Source organism: Klebsiella sp. CB_Kp196 (assembly GCF_040061575.1).
Lineage (GTDB): Bacteria > Pseudomonadota > Gammaproteobacteria > Enterobacterales > Enterobacteriaceae > Klebsiella > Klebsiella michiganensis.
The window spans coordinates 36961-55203 of the sequence record NZ_JBEAFH010000049.1; the positions used below are offsets into that span (position 1 = coordinate 36961).

Here is an 18243-nt window from a genome sequence, read left to right on the forward strand (position 1 = left end):
GCGTTTAGCCGAGGGTTTTGAAGGCTTTTATGCGCTGGAGATGCGGGGAGATATTCTTGAACTTGTGGGTCTGTTCTTCATCCCAGATTATCTCATAGTAATGGTGCAGCAGGTCCGCCGAACGCTGGCTATTCAGCGCTTCGTCCTGACGAGATAGCACCACCAGGCAGCGATCGCGGTTTTTTTCGCGGAAATTATTCACGCATTTGGTGGCAATATCCGCATACTCTTCCGGCCGATCAATTTTCCCTTCCATGTTTTCATTGGGAAACAGGTTCGGGTTAAAAATGGCCTGGCGGATATCGCAAAGAAAGCCAATTCGCTCCGCCCAGAAGCCGCCGAGACCCACGCCGCAAATCAGCGGCCGATCGTCGGCGCTCAGCTGCAGCATCTTATCGACCTCTTTTAATAAGTGCTGCATATCATGTTTGGGATGCCGCGTGCTGTAGCTAATCAACCGAACATCGGGGTCAATAAACTGAAGCTGAAGCACCTTCTCATGGTTACCGGGGCTGTTTGAGTCAAAACCATGTAAATAGATAATCATCGCATCCTCACCAGACAACAACGCCTTTCAGGTTTATTACGCGGATTTCGCCTCTTGCCAGCGCGCGTGAAGCTGCTCAAGCTGCGCGCTGATCGTCTTCCAGCGGGCGGAATCCCTTAACGCCTGACGGCTAAAGGAACCTTTATGATACAATTTCGTAACACGTTCTGCTTTGATCGGCGACAGGTTATCCAGCACGCTGACCGCACCCTTACGATTATTGCAGACAAGGATCATATCGCAACCCGCATCCAGCGATGCCTGGCCGCGCTCGGCGTAGCTGCCCATAATCGCCGCCCCTTCCATCGACAGATCGTCAGAGAAAATCACCCCTTCAAATCCCAGCTCACCGCGCAGAACCGTTTTTAGCCAGTGCGCAGATCCGCTGGCCGGACGCGGGTCAACGTCGCTGTAGATGACGTGAGCGGGCATGATCGCATCAAGCCGCTGCTCGCCAATCAGCGTACGGAAGATGGCCATATCTCTGGCGCGAATTTCCGCTTCCGCGCGCGGATCGCGCGGCGTCTCTTTATGGGAATCGGCCGTCACCGCGCCGTGTCCGGGAAAGTGCTTACCGGTGGTTTTCATTCCCGCGGCGTGCATGCCGTCAATAAAATGACGAGCTATCGCCAGGGCTTTGTCGGGATCGTCGTGATAGGATCGCTCGCCAATAGCGGCGCTGATATGCCCAACGTCCAGAACCGGCGCAAAGCTGATATCAATATCCATGGCGATCATTTCGCTGGCCATCAGCCAGCCGGCCTCTGCGGCCAGCTTACCGCCCTCCTCCATGCCGAGCAGCGCGGCGAAAGATTGCGCCGCGGGGAGGCGGGTAAAACCCTCGCGGAAACGCTGCACGCGCCCGCCTTCCTGATCTACCGCCACCACCAGATGGTTGCGCGAAGCCTCGCGGATCTGGCGGACCAGCTCACGCAGCTGCGCCGGATCGTGATAGTTGCGGGTAAACAGGATCAGCCCGCCAACCAAAGGATGCGCCAGAATCTCACGCTCTTCCGCATCCAGTTCAAAACCTTCGACATCCAACATTACCGGGCCCACATCCACCTCTCTTATCCTTTTACTTTTTGTCTAACTGGCGCCATACCTCATCCGCCAGCGCAATAAACTGTCGGTCACCGGTTTGCTGCCAGCGTCGCTCGTACCAGCCCGCCATCAGCAGCTGCACCCACGGACGCCAGCGCTGAATTTGCCGCCAGAGCTGAAGCTCATCGATGCTCGCCCGTCTCGCGTATTCTGCGGCTAGCCGACGATGCGCGGCGGGCTCGATCCACACCGCCGCCAGCTCCAGCGCAACATCGCCATCGCCCGCATATTCCCAGTCAATCAGCCGCAGCCCCGCCTCGCCGTGAACGATGTTGCCCGCATGGACATCCATATGTAACGGGGCGAGACGCAGCGGCCGGGGCTCGCCGCGACGCAGCAGCCGTTTGTGCCAACGTAGCCACTGCGGTGTGCGCCGCGCGGGGCTGCACTGTTGCCAGTAGCGCTCAAGCAGCGGCCGCAGCGCGATACGCCAGCCAAAGCGCGGCTGTCGGTGCAGATGATACAGTAACCCTGCGAGCGCCGGACACTCCGGTAATGCGTTAACCACATCGCCTGAGCAATATTCCACCACCATCCAGGCGGGAGAATAAAACACCGGCGCGGGCGCTAACGAATCGGGAAGGCGTGACAGAACGTGATATTGACGGCGAAAGTCGCAGGCCGGCGCATGCGGATCGTGCGGCTGGCGCAGCACCCGCTTTTGCCGACCATCGCTGAGAATGCAGCTGCCGCCGCTCAGCCCGTTTTGGGGCGGCGCGGCGACAGGCGTATAGCGCGGGAAAAAGCGCGACAGCACTTCGTCGCGCGTGAGCTTATTGTTGCTGAACAGCACCTTTGCCTGACCAGATAATTTCGCCGGTCTGGACCAGCATTAGCTGCATTTTCAGCTCAGGGGAATTAACGTTGCCGGTCGCGTTGGAATAGAGCACGTACTGTGCGCCAACGGTACGCGCAATGCCCATCGCTTTACTGCGGCTGCCAAGGCTATCCTGCGGCGACAGGCCAAGCTGCTGTTTGGCTACGCCCAGCTGCTGCTGCGAGACCAGGGTGAATTTTCCATTGCCTTCCAGCGCGTTGCGCAGCGCCGTGGTGGCCTCTCCCGCATTCAACGTGCCGTTGGTGCGGTTATTGACGCTGTCGACCAGCAAAATGCTGCCCGCATTTACGCCGCTGGCCTGCAGCATCTGCCCTATCATCGGCTGCACCGCGGAATTCCAGTCAAAATGACGCACGCGCGGCGCCGGCTGCGCTGGCTGCTCGCCGTGTTCAATCGGACCCGGCTGCGTAGGTATCACGGGAATAGTCGGCACAGTCGGCTGCGGCTGAACGGGCTGCTGCGGCTTCGGCTGCGCTTCCTCAACGGGAGCGGGTTCCTGACGTTGACCCACGCATCCGGCAAGGAATATCGCCAGTGCGGTAACTAATGCATAGCGACATAGTTTAATCATTACGATTACCTCTTACAGATAAAGATAAAGACGGGCCTTGTGCGCCCCCAGAATATTGGCGCTGCCATAAAGCGTAACGGAAGAGTGCGCAGGCACCGTTATGCTGCGCGCGGACTCCAGCGGATGCATTTCCAGCCCTCTGGCGTCATACCAGAAAAAGCGATAATGCACGGTCACCGGTACCTGGCGTTCATTGAACAATCGGGTGGTCGCCGTCGCCTGAATCTCGGATGCGGTCACCGTAGGTACTTCAGCGCTGATGCCCGCTGCCAGTACGTTTGATTCCATCACCAGACTTTGCTGATCGCTGACCGGAATTTCCGGATGCGAACTGCACCCGGCCAGTAACGTCACGGCCAGAAGTGCGCCGAAGTGGGCTGCGCGCATGAATGTTAACCTTTATGAGCCAGCATCGGGCCTAACGGACGGCCGCCCAGCAGGTGCATATGGACATGGTAGACCTCCTGGCCCCCGTGGCGATTGCAGTTGACGATCAGGCGATAGCCATCGTCGGCAAGCCCCTCATCGCGGGCGATTTTCGCCGCGACGGTCATCATGCGTCCCAGGGCAAGCTCGTGCTCTGCGGTCACATCGTTGACGGTGGGAATCAGGATATTGGGAACGATCAGAATATGGGTTGGCGCCTGCGGAGAGATGTCGCGAAAAGCGGTCACGAGCTCATCCTGATAAACCACATCCGACGGGATCTCCCGGCGAATGATTTTGCTGAAAATCGTTTCTTCTGCCATGACTGATTCCTTAATAATTTTTATACCGTGCTCTGGCCTGCCTCTGCAGGTAAACGCGGATGCACAGGATTCCCCTAAGAGTATGAGCGAGTTACTCCCCCTCTTTCAACCTGAATGCGTTTTTTCTTACGCGACCAAGCGCTTAGCTGCTGACGGATTAAGCGTTTCTTCGCTGTATGCCTCCCAGTACCGGTCAACAAGACCCGGGTACAGCCGTTTTCCCGCTTGTTTACACATTAAATATTAATGCGTATATTTCTCATTTGTATTCAAAGAAAATGCAGTGCACTGACGATCTACCGCGGCCATCGCGCCGCAGCAAATAACAACAATCACACGATCAAGGGCTTATGATGTCTCTCTCCACCAACTTTCGGGATGGGCGTAACGCGCCGTCCCTGCTTGCTATGGGTATCGCGCTGGCGATCTTTCCCAACCTCAGTCAGGCAGCCGGCACGTCCGAAGACACTATTATTGTAGAAGGTTCCGCAGATAGCGCCTCGGAGACACAAGAGCAGGACTACAGCGTCAGAACCACCTCAGCCGGGACTAAAATGGAGATGGCCCAGCGCGATATCCCGCAATCGGTCAGTATCATTACCGAACAGCGGATGCGGGATCAGCAGCTGCAAACGCTGGGCGACGTCATGGACCATACCATGGGGATCAGCAGCAGCCAGGCGGACTCAGACCGCACCAGCTATTATTCCCGCGGTTTTGAGATCGACAATTATATGGTCGATGGCATTCCGACCTGGTTTGAATCTCGCTGGAATCTGGGCGACGCGCTTTCAGATATGGCCCTCTTCGAACGGGTTGAGGTCGTACGCGGCGCCAACGGCTTGCTGACCGGTACCGGCAACCCTGCCGCGTCGGTCAATATGATCCGCAAGCACGCGACCAGTCGGGAGTTCAAGGGAAATGTCTCTGCGGAGTACGGCAGCTGGAATAAGCAGCGCTACGTTGCTGATATGCAAAGCCCGCTGACTGACGATGGCAGCGTACGGGCGCGCATTATCGCCGGTTATCAAAATAATGACTCGTGGCTGGATCGCTATAACAGCGAAAAAACGTTCTTCTCCGGCATTCTTGATGCCGATCTCGGTACGTCGTCCGCTTTATCCGCTGGCTACGAGTATCATCGTATCGACGTGAATAGCCCGACATGGGGTGGCCTGCCTCGCTGGAATACCGATGGCAGCAAGAACCGCTATGACCGCGCCCACAGCACCGCGCCCGACTGGGCCTATAACGACAAAGAGATCAACAAGGTCTTCGTCACGCTGAAACAGCGCTTTGCCGATACCTGGCAGGCAACGCTGAATGCCACCCATTCTGAGATCACGTTCGACAGCAAGATGATGTACGTTGACGCGTACGTCAACAAAGCGACCGGAATGCTGGTGGGCCCCTATAGCAGCTACGGCCCGGGCTATGATTACGTCGGCGGTACCGGCTGGAATAGCGGCAAACGTAAAGTCGACGCCGTTGACCTGTTCGCCGACGGCGGCTACGACCTGTTTGGTCGCCAGCACAACCTGATGATCGGCACCAGCTACAGTAAACAAAACAACCGCTATTTCAGTTCGTGGGCAAACGTCTTTCCCGATGAGGTTGGCAGCTTCTATAGCTTCAATAGCGCGACATTCCCGGAAACCAGCTGGGGCCCGCAGAGCCTGGCGCAGGACGATACCACGCGAATGAAGTCGCTGTATGCGGCGACGCGTTTTTCCCTGCTTGACCCGCTGCATCTGATTCTTGGCGTCCGCTATAACAACTGGAGCATCGAGACGCTGACCTACACGATGGAGAAAAACCATACCACCCCGTACGCCGGGCTGGTTTACGACATCAACGACAGCTGGTCGGCCTACACCAGCTATACCTCGGTCTTCCAGCCGCAGAATAAGCGCGATAGTTCCGGTAAATACCTGACCCCGGTTACCGGAAACAACTATGAAGTGGGCCTGAAGTCGGACTGGATGGACAGCCGGTTAACGACGACGCTCGCCCTATTCCGCATCGAGCAGGATAACCTCGGCCAGGCGACCGGCGGGCAAATCCCCGGCAGCAACGGCGAAGCAGCCTATAAAACCGTCGACGGTACCGTCAGCAAAGGGGTGGAGTTCGAAATCAACGGGGCGATTACCGATAACTGGCAGATGACCTTTGGGGCGACGCGTTTTGTCGCTGAAGACAATGAAGGCAATGCGGTGAATCCCAACCTGCCGCGTACCAGCGTCAAGCTGTTCACCCGCTACCGTCTGCCGGTAATGCCTGAACTGACCGTCGGCGGCGGCGTTAACTGGCAGAACCGGGTGTATAAAGATACCGCGACGCCGTACGGGACGTTCCGTGCGGAACAAGGCAGCTACGCGCTGGTGGATGTGTTCACTCGCTACCAGGTCACTAAAAGTTTTGCTGTGCAGGGTAACGTCAATAACCTGTTCGACAAAACCTACGACACCAACGTCGATGGTTCCATCGTCTACGGCGAACCGCGCAACGTCAGCATTACGGCCAGCTATCAGTTCTGATCTCGGCTTAACGTGACAAAAGCCGCGGGCGCGCTTTTAACGCCTGCGGCCATTAAAAAAGGCAGCCCGTTGGCTGCCTTAGTCTCCCCATATCACAACTTAGCTGTTGCGGATGTATTCATCCATTTCAGTTTTCAGGTTATCGGATTTGGTACCGAAAATAGCCTGAACGCCTGAACCTGCAACAACCACGCCTGCGGCACCCAGTTTTTTCAGGCCAGCCTGATCAACTTTCGCCACATCCGCCACGCTCACGCGCAGACGAGTGATACATGCGTCGAGGTTAGTAATGTTCTCTTTACCGCCGAACGCGGCAATCAGAGCCGGAGCCATTTCGCTGGTCGCGCCAGCTTTGCTGTCTTCGGTGGCGTCTTCACGACCCGGGGTTTTCAGATCCAGCGCTTTGATCAGCACGCGGAACACCACGTAGTAAACAATCGCGTAGCAGATACCGACGATCGGGAACAGCCACAGCTTGCTGCTGTTGCCAGACAGAACGATGAAGTCGATCAGGCCGTGAGAGAACGACGTACCGTCACGCATACCCAGCAGGATACAGATCGGGAAGGCCAGACCTGCCAGAATCGCGTGGATGATGTACAGGATCGGCGCAACGAACATGAACGAGAACTCGATCGGCTCGGTAATACCGGTCAGGAACGAGGTCAGCGCTGCGGAGATCATGATACCGCCCACTTTCGCGCGGTTTTCTGGTTTGGCAGAGTGCCAGATAGCGATAGCGGCGGCCGGCAGACCGTACATTTTGAACAGGAAGCCGCCGGACAGTTTGCCCGCAGTCGGGTCGCCTGCCATATAGCGCGGAATATCACCGTGGAAGACCTGACCTGCTGCGTTGGTGTATTCACCAATCTGCATCTGGAAAGGAACGTTCCAGATGTGGTGCAGACCAAACGGCACCAGGCAGCGCTCAATGAAGCCGTAGATACCGAACGCGACAACCGGGTTCTGGTAAGCGGCCCACTGGGAGAAAGTCTGGATTGCGGTACCGATCGGTGGCCAGATAAAGGACAGGATCACGCCAGTGAAGATCGCTGCCAGGCCGGAGATAATTGGCACAAAACGCTTGCCCGCAAAGAAGCCCAGATACTCAGGCAGCTTAATGCGATAGAAGCGGTTGAACATGTAGGCTGCGATGGCACCGGAGATGATACCGCCGAGGACGCCGGTATCCGCCAGGTGTTTAGCCGCAATCTCTTCAGCAGGTAAATGCAGAACCAGAGGTGCAACCACGGCCATGGTTTTCACCATGATGCCGTAAGCGACGACCGATGCCAGAGCGGATACGCCGTCGTTATTGGTGAAGCCAAGTGCGACACCGATAGCAAAAATCAGCGGCATGTTAGCGAAGACCGAACCGCCCGCTTCCGCCATGACGTGGGAAACTACGGCTGGCAGCCAGCTGAAGTTTGCGGAACCGACGCCCAGCAGGATACCTGCGATAGGCAGTACGGATACCGGCAGCATCAGCGATTTACCGACCTTCTGCAGGTTAGCAAATGCATTCTTAAACATAATTGAGAGTGCTCCTGAGTATTTGGTGCTTTTTTACGTTTTCACGCATTGGCCCGGGGGGAGAACCGCGCCGTGGACAGGACATCTAAGCGCCCTTTATTTATTACACAGAGTAAAATAATTACCGGGATGATTGTTTGACGGCTATCACGTTTCAATCAGACACCCATTAAAAACTGACATTGATTTACATAACTCGTGTCTGAATGTTGCCAAAAAACCTTCACCGCCCCATTTGTGGCGGTGAACTTTACTCGCTTTAGCTATTAATTACGAGCCTTAAAATAATAAGCAATATCAGAGAGGTTGCAGCCGGGAGGGGTCAATATGAAAAAGCGTCGCGAAATTTTCAGTCGTCTGTTGTGCCAGCTGCTCCAGCGATACGCCCTTGAGGACCGCCATATACTCGGCGACGTCCCTGACCATCGCCGGCTGGTTCTCTTTGCCGCGATGCGGTACCGGCGCCAGATACGGCGAATCGGTCTCCACCAGCAGGCGATCGAGAGGTACATAGCGCGCAGCATCGCGAAGCTGCTCCGCATTACGGAACGTCACAATGCCGGAAAACGAGATATAGAACCCCATATCCAGCAGCTTACCCGCTGTCTCCCTATCCTCAGTGAAACAGTGTAGTACGCCACCGCAATCCGTCACTTTTTCTTCGCGTAAAATTTCCAGCGTATCGGCGCGGGCATCGCGGGTGTGAACAATAACCGGCTTATTCAGCTCCCGGCCTATACGGATATGATCGCGAAACGACGCCTGCTGACGCGCTTTTGTTTCCGGCGTGTAGAAATAATCGAGCCCGGTCTCGCCCATCGCGACGACGCCGTTCTCTGCTGCGAGTTTGCGCAGCTCTTCAACGTCATACTCTTCATCCTGGTTTAACGGATGGACGCCGCAGGAAAAAACGACGTCGTGACGCTGCCCCACCAGCTCGCGCATACCGCGGTATCCCGGCAGCGTCGTCGCCACCGCCAGGCAAAATTTCACATCGCGCGCGGAAGCCTTTGCCAGTACATCGTCCACATCTTTATGCAGCGTTTGATAATCCAGGCCATCGAGATGGCAATGGGAGTCGACTAAAAACATGATGTCTCTCTCAGAGGTGGGATACGGGAAGAACCGCCCCGGGTTGCAGGTAATGTTCCCAGCGCAGAAGGCGCTCGGTTAGCAGCAGTTCGCGATTAATGCCGACAACGCTCAACAGCTGTTCGCGGCAGGCGCTGACGTCACGCGCAATCGCCTGCAGGCGCGCCGCCGGCAGCGCAGCGGCCAGCTGATTGACCAGTGGCCAGGCGTCCGGATTGCTGATAAGCGTAATCCCCTGCTGCCTTTTTTGCGCATCGACCAGCAGCGATGCCAGCCAGTGCAGGCGAATCGCGGCCTGTTCATGGTTCAAAATCGGCAACAGCGTCAGCCAGTCGCCGTGAGTTAAAATATTACCCAGGATCTGACAAAGCTGCTGGCGCGGTGCCCAGTGAGCATCCTGCAGCAGATCCAGCGCTGCCGCTGGCGCGTTGGCGCTCAGCCGCAGCGCCGCGAGCAGCGAGTCTTGTGACATCGTCACTTCCCGCTCTAACCACGCCAGCGCGTAACGTTCTGAAGGCGGAGCAAGGTGATACAAACGACAGCGGCTGCGCAGCGTTGCCAGCAGGCGCGCTGGCTCCTGACAGGCCAGGAAGAACCAGGTATTCTCCGGCGGCTCCTCCAGCGTTTTCAGCAGCGCGTTTGCCGCCGCATCCGTCAGCATAGCGGCATCGCCTATCCACACCACCTTCGCGCCGCCAAGCCGGGCGTGCTCATAAAGCTTTTCGCTCACTTCGCGCACGGCATCGATCCCGAGCGAGCTCTTCCCCTTTTCCGGGGTCAACGCATAATAATCAGGATGGGTACCGGCCTGCATCAGCTGACAGCTGTGGCAATGACCGCAGCTTTTATGCCCTTCCGGCTGGCGGCACATCAGAAAGCGACAAAGCGCGTAAATCAGCACATCGCTCCCCATGCCCGGCAGCGCCTGGACCATCAGCGCATGGTGGCCCCGTCCCGCCTGATAGCTGGCAACCAGCTGTTCAAAGGGCGGGCGTAACCACGGATACCATTTCATGGGAGTTGCTCCGCAACCCACCGATTCACCACCGCACGGATGTCGCGCTCGACGGCCTCCAGCGGCTGGGTGGCGTCAACGGTGCGGATGGTGGGATCCTGCGCCGCCAGTTCAAGGTAGCGCGCGCGAGTTCGATTAAAGAAATCCAGCGACTCCTGCTCAATTCGGTCAAGTTCGCCGCGGGCGCGGGCGCGCTTCAGGCCCACCTCCGGAGTCACATCAAGATAAAGCGTCAGATGGGGACGAAAGTCTCCCAGTACCGCGTCACGCAGGGTCGCCAGCATCGTCTGGTCGATACCGCGACCGCCGCCCTGATAGGCCTGGGTAGAGAGATCGTGACGATCGCCAATGACCCATTGACCGCGCGCCAGAGCGGGTTTAATCACCGTCTCTACCAGCTGTACGCGCGCCGCGTAAAACATCAGCACTTCCGCTTTATCATTAATCACTTCATCGCCGGTGGACTGAATATCCAGCACCAGGCTGCGCAGCTTCTCGGCCAGAATGGTGCCGCCCGGTTCGCGGGTAAACACCATATCGCTAACGCCCAGCTGTTTTAGCGTCTCTACCACACATTCACGCGCGGTGGTTTTCCCTGCGCCCTCCAGGCCCTCGATGACGATATAGTTACTGCGCATTTTTTTCCTTAAGTACTTTCAAATAATCCTGAACCGAGCGGTTATGGCTGGCCAGGTTGGTGTTAAACGTATGCCCGCCCTTACCGTCCGCGACAAAATAAAGATACGGCGTTTTCGCCGGATGCGCGGCGGCGTTCAGCGAGGCCTCGCCCGGTGCGGCGATGGGTCCGGGCGGCATACCGTTAATGGCATAGGTATTGTAAGCGGTCGGCGTTTCCAGGTCTTTACGCGTCAATTTGCCATTATAACTCTCCCCCATCCCGTAAATCACGGTGGGATCGGTTTGCAAACGCATGCCGATACGTAAACGATTGATAAATACCGATGCGACGCGGTCGCGCTCTTCCGGCAGCGCCGTCTCTTTTTCAATGATAGAGGCCATCGTCAGCAGCTGATTCTTATCATGATACGGCAGATTCTCCATCCGCCCTTCCCAGGCTTTATCGACCGAGGCAACCATCTTCTGATGCGCGCGCTTAAGGATCGCCACATCGCTGGTATTGGCGGTATACATCCAGGTATCCGGCCAGAACCAGCCTTCGACCCAATCGGGATGTTCCAGATCAAGGGCCTTCGCCACGGTTTCATAGCTGTCATCCGCCAGCGTATGCTTGACGTAAGGCGCATCGCGCAGCTGACGCAGGTAGTCACTCACCCGCATACCTTCAACGAAGCGCAGCGGAAACTGCGCCTCTTTACCGCTGGCCAGCAGCTGCAGCATCTGGCGTACCGTCATATCAGGCGTGAAGCGATAGGTCCCGGCTTTAAAGTGGGACAGCTCAGGCTTGATGCGCAGCAGCCACTGGAACACCCGAGGGCGGTTAATGACTTTATCGCTATACAGCTGTTGCCCAAGCGCCAGGCGCCCCGTTCCGGCCTCAAGGGTAAAGATGGTCTCTTCTTTAATCAGTAACTTACTGTCCGCCAGCTGGCGAACTTTCCACATACCGATGCCCGCGGCGATGCCCAGCACCACCACCAACAGCAGAATGAAACGTAACATTTTCTTCATGGCTAATCAGACAGCTCACACAAGGGGGCTAAAAAATGATAAAGCTCGCGCGTGGACCAACGTTTATCGTTCCAGCGGCGAACAGGCACCAGCGGCATTAATGCGTTACAGACAAGGACCTCGTCGGCTTCGCGTAACGCCTCGGGGCGCATGGTGGCTTCGACAACGCGAAACGGCGATGGTGCCAGCTTAGCGAGAATGTACTGGCGCATAATACCGTTGACCCCCGCCTGATCGAGGCGCGGGGTAAAGACGTCGGATCCTTTACGCCAGAATAAGTTCGCGGCACAGCATTCCGTAAGCCACCCGTCGCTGTCAAGGACCAGCGCTTCATCGGCGTCCGTCTGCTCAAGATGAGACCGAATCAGCACCTGCTCCAGCCGATTAAGGTGTTTGAGGCCGGCGAGCGAGGGATTGCGTCCCAGCCTGACAGGGCTCAACGTCACGGAGATCCCCTCCTCGCGCCAGCGAAGATAGTGCTCCGGCCAGGGCGATACGCTGAGGATTCTCACGGGATTCACGCATCCGACAGCGCTGTATCCGCGCCCCCCCGCCCCGCGCGTGATGATGACCTTCAGCACGCCATCCTGATGGGGCTGCGCCAGATGCGCCATCTCCTGCGCTAATAGCGCCCAGTCGTCGTAGGGGATAAAGAGCTGTTCACAGGCCTTCTGCAGGCGGGCCAGATGGGCTGACAGCAGCTGAACCCGGCCTCTGACGATGCGCGCCGTGGTAAAGCAGCCATCGCCGAACTGAACGCTGCGATCGTTCACCGCAAGCGTTTCACTTTCAGCGCCATTTATCAAATACATAAAAGTCTCCTTATCGCTGGCCGGTTAGTTTCGCAGGAGGAGATACATTGAACAAGCGGAGAAAACTGAATAAAAAAGGCCCGACGAGCGGGCCAGTTTTTCGATGAGCATTGACGTCAGCAAAGACGTGGCGTCAGGCGCGCATCACACCCTTTTAAAGATTAGCGAGCCGTTAGTGCCGCCGAAGCCGAAGGAGTTACACAGGGTATACTCCAGATCGCTAACCTGACGCGCTTCGTGCGGAACGAAGTCCAGATCGCAACCGTCATCCGGGTTATCCAGGTTGATGGTTGGCGGAACCGCCCGATCGCGCAGCGCGAGGATGGAGTAGATAGACTCTACTGCGCCCGCGGCGCCCAACAGGTGGCCGGTCATTGACTTAGTCGAGCTGACCATGACGCGGCTGGCAGCGTCACCGAAGACGGATTTCACCGCCTGCGCTTCTGCTTTATCGCCTGCCGGCGTAGAGGTGCCGTGGGCGTTGACGTAGCCAATCTGGCTAGCTTCAATGCCAGCATCACGAATGGCGTTCACCATCGCCAGCGCGGCTCCAGCACCATCTTCCGGTGGCGAAGTCATATGGTAGGCATCGCTGCTCATACCAAAGCCGACGATTTCCGCATAGATTTTCGCGCCGCGTTTTTTCGCGTGCTCATACTCTTCCAGCACGACCATGCCGGCGCCGTCACCGAGCACGAAACCATCACGCTCTTTATCCCATGGACGGCTTGCCGCCTGCGGGTTGTCATTGCGCGTGGACAGCGCGCGCGCTGCACCAAAGCCGCCTACGCCCAGCGGGGTACTGGCTTTTTCCGCACCACCGGCGACCATTGCGTCAGCATCGCCATAGGCGATAACGCGCGCGGCGTGACCAATGTTGTGTACGCCAGACGTGCAGGCGGTTGCGATGGAAATGCTTGGTCCACGCAGACCAAACATGATGGTCAGATGCCCGGCCACCATGTTAACGATTGTGGAAGGAACAAAGAACGGGCTGATCTTACGCGGTCCGCCTTTTACCAGCGAACTGTGGTTTTCTTCGATCAGGCCAAGCCCGCCAATACCGGAACCAATAGCGGCACCGATGCGGGTAGCATTCTCTTCCGTCACTTCAAGGCCAGAATCCTGCATGGCCTGAATGCCAGCGACAATTCCATATTGAATGAAGGCGTCCATCTTGCGCTGTTCTTTGCGCGAGATGAAGTCATCACAGTTAAAATCCTTTACTAAGCCAGCAAATTTCGTTGCATAGGCGCTAGTATCGAAATGGTCGATCAGGCTGATGCCACTCTGACCGGCAAGGAGAGCTTTCCAGGTAGACTCTACGGTATTGCCGACAGGAGACAACATGCCCAGTCCGGTCACAACTACACGACGCTTAGACACGGTTGTCCTCCAGGGAGGGAAAATAGATTCTTGTGGGACAAAATATAGATAAAACTCAGGCGGTCGAATGACCGCCTGGAGATGTTCACTTACGCCTGGTGGCCGTTGATGTAATCAATGGCAGCCTGAACAGTAGTGATTTTCTCAGCTTCTTCGTCCGGAATCTCAGTATCAAACTCTTCTTCCAGAGCCATTACCAGCTCAACGGTGTCAAGAGAATCAGCGCCCAGGTCTTCAACGAAGGAAGCATTGTTGGTAACTTCTTCCTGCTTAACGCCCAGCTGTTCGCCGATAATTTTCTTAACGCGTTCTTCGATAGTGCTCATACTCTTAAATTTCCTATCAAAACTCGCTTTCGCGATGGTTTTCGTAGTGTATAAAATGTTGAAAAATTTGCAACTAAATCCCGGCAGGTCTTACCACGATTTTACGCTATTTTGCGGCTGTTTGCCCTCATAACGCAAATCATTTTGTACAAAACATTACGGTGAACCGCACAGACTGCGCGGTTCCTGAGCGTTTTGCACAAATCTCGGTCAGACCATATACATTCCGCCGTTGACGTGCAGAGTTTCACCGGTGATGTAACTCGCTTCGTCAGAGGCTAAAAATGCCACCGCGCTGGCGATTTCATTTGGAGAGCCTAAGCGCCCCGCAGGAACTGCCGCCAGCGTACCCGCACGCTGCTCATCGGTCAGCGCACGCGTCATGTCCGTTTCAATAAAGCCCGGAGCAACAACGTTTACAGTAATACCGCGGGACGCAACTTCGCGAGCCAGTGATTTACTGAAGCCAATCAGACCCGCTTTCGCCGCAGCGTAGTTGGCCTGACCCGCATTTCCCATGGTACCAACCACAGAACCGATAGTGATAATACGTCCATGACGCTTTTTCATCATAGCGCGCATTACCGCTTTTGACAGACGGAAAACAGATGACAGGTTGGTTTCGATAATATCGTTCCACTCATCATCTTTCATGCGCATTAACAGGTTATCACGAGTAATCCCGGCATTGTTCACCAGGATATCAACTTCACCAAATTCTGCGCGAATATTTCCCAGAACAGATTCGATAGATGCAGGATCGGTCACATTCAGCAGCAGACCTTTACCGTTAGCACCTAAATAATCGCTGATCGCCTGCGCGCCGCTCTCGCTGGTCGCAGTACCGATAACTTTCGCGCCACGGGCAACGAGCGTTTCAGCGATTGCGCGGCCAATCCCGCGACTTGCACCGGTAACCAGCGCGATTTTTCCTTCAAAACTCATGGTTTTCCTCTTTTATTGCTCAAGCGCCGCAGACATCGCCGCCGGCTCGTTAAGCGCGGAAGCGGTCAGGGTGTCAACAATACGTTTAGTCAGACCGGTGAGGACTTTACCCGGACCAACTTCATACAGATGCTCTACGCCCTGTGATGCCATAAACTCAACGGTTTTGGTCCACTGAACCGGACTATACAGCTGGCGAACCAGGGCATCACGGATAGCATCAGGCGCCGTTTCACTTTTCACGTCGACGTTGTTTACCACCGCAATCGTCGGCGCGTTAAAGGTGATTTTCTGCAGCTCAATCGCCAGTTTTTCCGCCGCCGGCTTCATCAGCGCGCAGTGGGACGGTACGCTGACCGGCAGCGGCAGGGCACGTTTCGCACCCGCAGCCTTACAGGCGGCTCCCGCGCGCTCGACGGCCTCTTTGTTACCCGCAATAACCACCTGTCCTGGCGAGTTAAAGTTTACCGGAGAAACCACCTGCCCTTCAGCAGATTCTTCGCAGGCTTTGGCAATCGCAGCGTCGTCAAGCCCGATGATCGCGGACATCGCGCCGGTACCTTCCGGTACCGCTTCCTGCATAAACCTGCCGCGCATCTCAACCAGGCGGACGGCATCAGCAAAATCGATAACGCCTGCGCATACCAGCGCAGAGTATTCGCCGAGGCTGTGGCCCGCCAGCATAGCGGGCGCTTTACCGCCCTGCTGCTGCCAGACGCGATACAGCGCTACGGAGGCGGTCAGCAGAGCCGGCTGCGTCTGCCAGGTTTTGTTCAACTCTTCCGCCGGGCCCTGCTGTGCAAGCGCCCACAGATCGTAACCCAACGCCGCAGAGGCTTCACGGAACGTCTCTTCAATGACCGGGTAAGCGGCCGCCATATCTGACAGCATCCCGACACTCTGAGAGCCCTGTCCCGGGAACACAAAAGCAAATTGCGTCATGTTTAAATCCTTATCCTAAAAACGAACCAGCGCGGAACCCCAGGTGAAACCACCACCGAAGGCTTCCAGCAGAATAAGCTGACCACGTTGAATGCGGCCATCGCGAACGGCTTCATCCAGCGCACAGGGAACAGATGCCGCCGACGTATTGCCGTGTCTGTCGAGCGTGACGACCACGTTGTCCATCGACATGCCCAGCTTCTTCGCCGTGGCGCTGATAATACGCAGGTTGGCCTGATGCGGCACCAGCCAGTCAAGCGCAGAGCGCTCGAGGTTGTTCGCAGCTAAAGTCTCGTCCACGATGTGCGCCAGCTCGGTTACCGCCACCTTAAAGACTTCATTACCCGCCATCGTCAGATAGATGGGGTTTTCCGGTTCGACGCGATCGGCGTTCGGCAGCGTCAGCAACTCGCCGTAGCTGCCATCCGCGTGCAGATGGGTGGAGATGATGCCCGGCTCTTCAGAAGCGCCCAGCACCACGGCGCCGGCGCCATCGCCAAAAATAATAATGGTTCCGCGATCGGCAGGATCGCAGGTGCGCGCCAGCACGTCAGCGCCGATCACCAGCGCGTAATCCACCGCACCGTTTTTCACGTATTGATCGGCAACGCTGAGCGCGTAGGTGAACCCCGCGCAGGCCGCAGCGACGTCAAACGCCGGACAGCCTTTAATACCCAACATTGATTGAATCTGGCAAGCCGAGCTAGGAAACGCATGGGTACCGGAGGTGGTCGCAACAATAATCAGACCAATTTGCTCCGGCTTGACGCCCGCCATGTCCAGCGCATTCTTAGCGGCTTCAAGGCCCATCGTAGCAACTGTTTCATTCGGTGCGGCAATACGACGCTCGCGGATACCGGTACGAGTAACAATCCACTCGTCAGACGTATCGACCATATTTTCCAGTTCAGCGTTCGTACGCACGTGCTCAGGCAGATAGCTGCCGGTACCAATAATCTTCGTATACATGTACGCTCAGTCACTCTTGGGTAATATACCGGGTTAACTCAAACTGCGAGGCGTCAGTCGTTGCCGGTCATCCGGGTTTGAGGCCTGGAATTTCCGCTTCTGCCGCCTTCAGGCAATTCGAAACCTGCAGGGTATAAAGATTCCAGGCGAGCGGCAATTCGCTGAGGAACCTGCCGCTGCACAGCCTGCACTGCCTGCTCTATCGCGACGCAAAAAGCGCGCTGATTGGCAGCCCCATGACTTTTAATCACGGAACCGCGTAATCCTAACAGACAGGCACCATTATACTGGTCGGGGTTGAGGTGACTGAATCGCCTCGACAGGCTTTTTTGTAACCAACGCTTTAATAAAAGCAGCCACCACGACCTTTTTTTCCCCTCTCCCTGTGATTTCAACAGTGAAAGGAACATTCTGACAACACCTTCCATCGTTTTTAATGTGACGTTGCCCGTGAATCCATCACAAACCAAAACATCCGTCTTGCCCGTCAACAATTCGTTGGCTTCCAGATACCCAATATAGTTGAGGGTTGGCAGGGTCTTCAAAACCGCCGCCGCATCGCGAATGCTGCTGAGACCTTTCATCTCTTCTTCGCCGATATTCAGAAGCGCAACGCGGGGATCCTTAATACCGATCGCTTCTTCGGCAAGAACCGCCCCCATGATGGCAAACTGCACCAGCATTGTGCTATCGCAATCCACGTTAGCGCCTAAATCCAGCACCACCGTTTTGCCCTTCAGCTGATGCGGCAACATAGTAACCAGCGCAGGGCGCTCAATCCCCTCAATGGGCTTAAGCAGCAGCTTCGCCAGCCCCATCAGCGCTCCGGTATTACCCGCACTGACGCAGGCCTCCGCCCGCCCTTCTTTCACTAACTCAAGCGCAATGCGCATTGAGCTACCGCGACTGGCGCGAATCGCTTGCGCGGGTCGAGCATCACTGGCAATAACTGACTGCGCAGGGATAACCTGCAGACGTGAACGTTGTTCAAAATCAGCTTTGGCAAGTAATGGCGCGATAGTGTCGGGATCGCCGACTAAAAGAAGTGTGAGTTGTGAATTAGAGTTCAGTGCCTGCAATGCTGCAGGCACTGTCACGGAAGGGCCAAAATCCCCGCCCATGACATCTAACGCCAGGGTTAGACGTGTCAAGGTATCGTCGCTGCTCGGTTCGGTTATTCCCCAGTTACCCGGGGAGATCCTCACTAAGCTTCATCACGCTTTTACT

At 56.3% G+C, this 18243-nt stretch carries 19 protein-coding genes; 1 reads left to right on the forward strand and 18 read right to left on the reverse strand.

Going from position 1 to position 18243, the window contains the following annotated elements:
- Positions 1-4 precede the first annotated feature (4 nt).
- From ycfP to hinT, 6 genes are read right to left on the reverse strand one after another with little or no spacing between them, the layout of a single operon-like run.
- The gene (gene ycfP, locus ABLU87_RS16395; RefSeq protein WP_004849931.1) at positions 5-547 is read right to left on the reverse strand and encodes an alpha/beta hydrolase YcfP; all 543 of its coding nucleotides are present in this window, start codon (positions 545-547) and stop codon (positions 5-7) included.
- A 36-nt stretch (positions 548-583) separates the two neighbouring features.
- Positions 584-1594 carry a beta-N-acetylhexosaminidase gene (gene nagZ / locus ABLU87_RS16400; protein ID WP_029946910.1) on the reverse strand — a complete coding sequence of 337 codons (1011 nt, stop codon included), beginning with the start codon at positions 1592-1594 and terminating at the stop codon, positions 584-586.
- 31 nt (positions 1595-1625) lie between these two features.
- Complete coding sequence (gene thiK, locus ABLU87_RS16405) at positions 1626-2444, reverse strand: thiamine kinase (RefSeq protein WP_046876503.1); 819 nt, start codon at positions 2442-2444, stop codon at positions 1626-1628.
- Complete coding sequence (lpoB, locus tag ABLU87_RS16410; RefSeq protein ID WP_014228847.1) at positions 2425-3060, reverse strand: penicillin-binding protein activator LpoB; 636 nt, start codon at positions 3058-3060, stop codon at positions 2425-2427. The genes thiK and lpoB overlap by 20 nt, the downstream gene beginning before the upstream one ends.
- Positions 3061-3072: 12 nt before the next feature.
- A complete protein-coding gene (locus ABLU87_RS16415; protein ID WP_014228846.1) occupies positions 3073-3447 on the reverse strand; it encodes a YcfL family protein in 375 nt (124 codons plus the stop codon).
- A 5-nt stretch (positions 3448-3452) separates the two neighbouring features.
- A complete protein-coding gene (gene hinT, locus ABLU87_RS16420; protein ID WP_004849924.1) occupies positions 3453-3809 on the reverse strand; it encodes a purine nucleoside phosphoramidase in 357 nt (118 codons plus the stop codon).
- A gap of 353 nt (positions 3810-4162) precedes the next feature.
- On the opposite strand from hinT, the gene fhuE reads away from it, so the two are divergent.
- Positions 4163-6346: a ferric-rhodotorulic acid/ferric-coprogen receptor FhuE gene (gene fhuE / locus ABLU87_RS16425; RefSeq protein ID WP_122117409.1), complete on the forward strand. Its 2184-nt coding sequence runs from the start codon at positions 4163-4165 to the stop codon at positions 6344-6346.
- Between the two features lie 99 nt (positions 6347-6445).
- Here fhuE and ptsG read toward each other — a convergent pair whose 3' ends face one another.
- The 12 genes from ptsG to plsX form a co-directional block, all read right to left on the reverse strand.
- On the reverse strand, positions 6446-7879 hold the full coding sequence (gene ptsG, locus ABLU87_RS16430; RefSeq protein WP_014228844.1) for a PTS glucose transporter subunit IIBC: 1434 nt from the start codon (positions 7877-7879) through the stop codon (positions 6446-6448).
- A 297-nt stretch (positions 7880-8176) separates the two neighbouring features.
- Positions 8177-8971, reverse strand: a complete 795-nt coding sequence (locus tag ABLU87_RS16435) for a metal-dependent hydrolase (RefSeq protein ID WP_032749596.1) — start codon at positions 8969-8971, stop codon at positions 8177-8179.
- A gap of 10 nt (positions 8972-8981) precedes the next feature.
- A complete protein-coding gene (gene holB / locus ABLU87_RS16440) occupies positions 8982-9986 on the reverse strand; it encodes a DNA polymerase III subunit delta' (RefSeq protein WP_122117410.1) in 1005 nt (334 codons plus the stop codon).
- On the reverse strand, positions 9983-10624 hold the full coding sequence (gene tmk / locus ABLU87_RS16445; RefSeq protein WP_025106911.1) for a dTMP kinase: 642 nt from the start codon (positions 10622-10624) through the stop codon (positions 9983-9985). Before tmk ends, holB begins: the two co-directional genes overlap by 4 nt.
- Positions 10614-11636 (reverse strand): cell division protein YceG, encoded by a 1023-nt coding sequence (gene yceG / locus ABLU87_RS16450; protein ID WP_122117411.1) that lies wholly within the window; start codon positions 11634-11636, stop codon positions 10614-10616. Before yceG ends, tmk begins: the two co-directional genes overlap by 11 nt.
- Before the next feature lie 2 nt (positions 11637-11638).
- On the reverse strand, positions 11639-12448 hold the full coding sequence (pabC, locus tag ABLU87_RS16455) for an aminodeoxychorismate lyase (RefSeq protein WP_122117412.1): 810 nt from the start codon (positions 12446-12448) through the stop codon (positions 11639-11641).
- A gap of 144 nt (positions 12449-12592) precedes the next feature.
- Positions 12593-13834, reverse strand: a complete 1242-nt coding sequence (gene fabF / locus ABLU87_RS16460) for a beta-ketoacyl-ACP synthase II (RefSeq protein WP_004849908.1) — start codon at positions 13832-13834, stop codon at positions 12593-12595.
- Positions 13835-13923: 89 nt separating this feature from the next.
- Positions 13924-14160: an acyl carrier protein gene (gene acpP, locus ABLU87_RS16465; protein WP_000103754.1), complete on the reverse strand. Its 237-nt coding sequence runs from the start codon at positions 14158-14160 to the stop codon at positions 13924-13926.
- Between the two features lie 210 nt (positions 14161-14370).
- The gene (fabG, locus tag ABLU87_RS16470; protein WP_004131399.1) at positions 14371-15105 is read right to left on the reverse strand and encodes a 3-oxoacyl-ACP reductase FabG; all 735 of its coding nucleotides are present in this window, start codon (positions 15103-15105) and stop codon (positions 14371-14373) included.
- Between the two features lie 12 nt (positions 15106-15117).
- Positions 15118-16047: an ACP S-malonyltransferase gene (gene fabD, locus ABLU87_RS16475; RefSeq protein ID WP_064405275.1), complete on the reverse strand. Its 930-nt coding sequence runs from the start codon at positions 16045-16047 to the stop codon at positions 15118-15120.
- Between the two features lie 15 nt (positions 16048-16062).
- Positions 16063-17016 carry a beta-ketoacyl-ACP synthase III gene (locus ABLU87_RS16480; RefSeq protein ID WP_004131395.1) on the reverse strand — a complete coding sequence of 318 codons (954 nt, stop codon included), beginning with the start codon at positions 17014-17016 and terminating at the stop codon, positions 16063-16065.
- A gap of 53 nt (positions 17017-17069) precedes the next feature.
- Positions 17070-18167 carry a phosphate acyltransferase PlsX gene (plsX, locus tag ABLU87_RS16485; RefSeq protein WP_071846169.1) on the reverse strand — a complete coding sequence of 366 codons (1098 nt, stop codon included), beginning with the start codon at positions 18165-18167 and terminating at the stop codon, positions 17070-17072.
- Positions 18168-18243: the final 76 nt, after the last annotated feature.

What these genes read in the sequence shown, in the direction of transcription:
- yceG (WP_122117411.1), bottom strand. Translation starts at nt 11,636, where the DNA reads ATGAAGAAAATGTTACGTTTCATTCTGCTGTTGGTGGTGGTGCTGGGC.
- ycfP (WP_004849931.1), bottom strand. Translation starts at nt 547, where the DNA reads ATGATTATCTATTTACATGGTTTTGACTCAAACAGCCCCGGTAACCAT.
- ABLU87_RS16415 (WP_014228846.1), bottom strand. Translation starts at nt 3,447, where the DNA reads ATGCGCGCAGCCCACTTCGGCGCACTTCTGGCCGTGACGTTACTGGCC.
- ABLU87_RS16480 (WP_004131395.1), bottom strand. Translation starts at nt 17,016, where the DNA reads ATGTATACGAAGATTATTGGTACCGGCAGCTATCTGCCTGAGCACGTG.
- nagZ (WP_029946910.1), bottom strand. Translation starts at nt 1,594, where the DNA reads ATGTTGGATGTCGAAGGTTTTGAACTGGATGCGGAAGAGCGTGAGATT.
- tmk (WP_025106911.1), bottom strand. Translation starts at nt 10,624, where the DNA reads ATGCGCAGTAACTATATCGTCATCGAGGGCCTGGAGGGCGCAGGGAAA.
- hinT (WP_004849924.1), bottom strand. Translation starts at nt 3,809, where the DNA reads ATGGCAGAAGAAACGATTTTCAGCAAAATCATTCGCCGGGAGATCCCG.
- ABLU87_RS16435 (WP_032749596.1), bottom strand. Translation starts at nt 8,971, where the DNA reads ATGTTTTTAGTCGACTCCCATTGCCATCTCGATGGCCTGGATTATCAA.
- acpP (WP_000103754.1), bottom strand. Translation starts at nt 14,160, where the DNA reads ATGAGCACTATCGAAGAACGCGTTAAGAAAATTATCGGCGAACAGCTG.
- holB (WP_122117410.1), bottom strand. Translation starts at nt 9,986, where the DNA reads ATGAAATGGTATCCGTGGTTACGCCCGCCCTTTGAACAGCTGGTTGCC.
- lpoB (WP_014228847.1), bottom strand. Translation starts at nt 3,060, where the DNA reads ATGATTAAACTATGTCGCTATGCATTAGTTACCGCACTGGCGATATTC.
- pabC (WP_122117412.1), bottom strand. Translation starts at nt 12,448, where the DNA reads ATGTATTTGATAAATGGCGCTGAAAGTGAAACGCTTGCGGTGAACGAT.
- fhuE (WP_122117409.1), top strand. Translation starts at nt 4,163, where the DNA reads ATGTCTCTCTCCACCAACTTTCGGGATGGGCGTAACGCGCCGTCCCTG.
- fabD (WP_064405275.1), bottom strand. Translation starts at nt 16,047, where the DNA reads ATGACGCAATTTGCTTTTGTGTTCCCGGGACAGGGCTCTCAGAGTGTC.
- fabG (WP_004131399.1), bottom strand. Translation starts at nt 15,105, where the DNA reads ATGAGTTTTGAAGGAAAAATCGCGCTGGTTACCGGTGCAAGTCGCGGG.
- ptsG (WP_014228844.1), bottom strand. Translation starts at nt 7,879, where the DNA reads ATGTTTAAGAATGCATTTGCTAACCTGCAGAAGGTCGGTAAATCGCTG.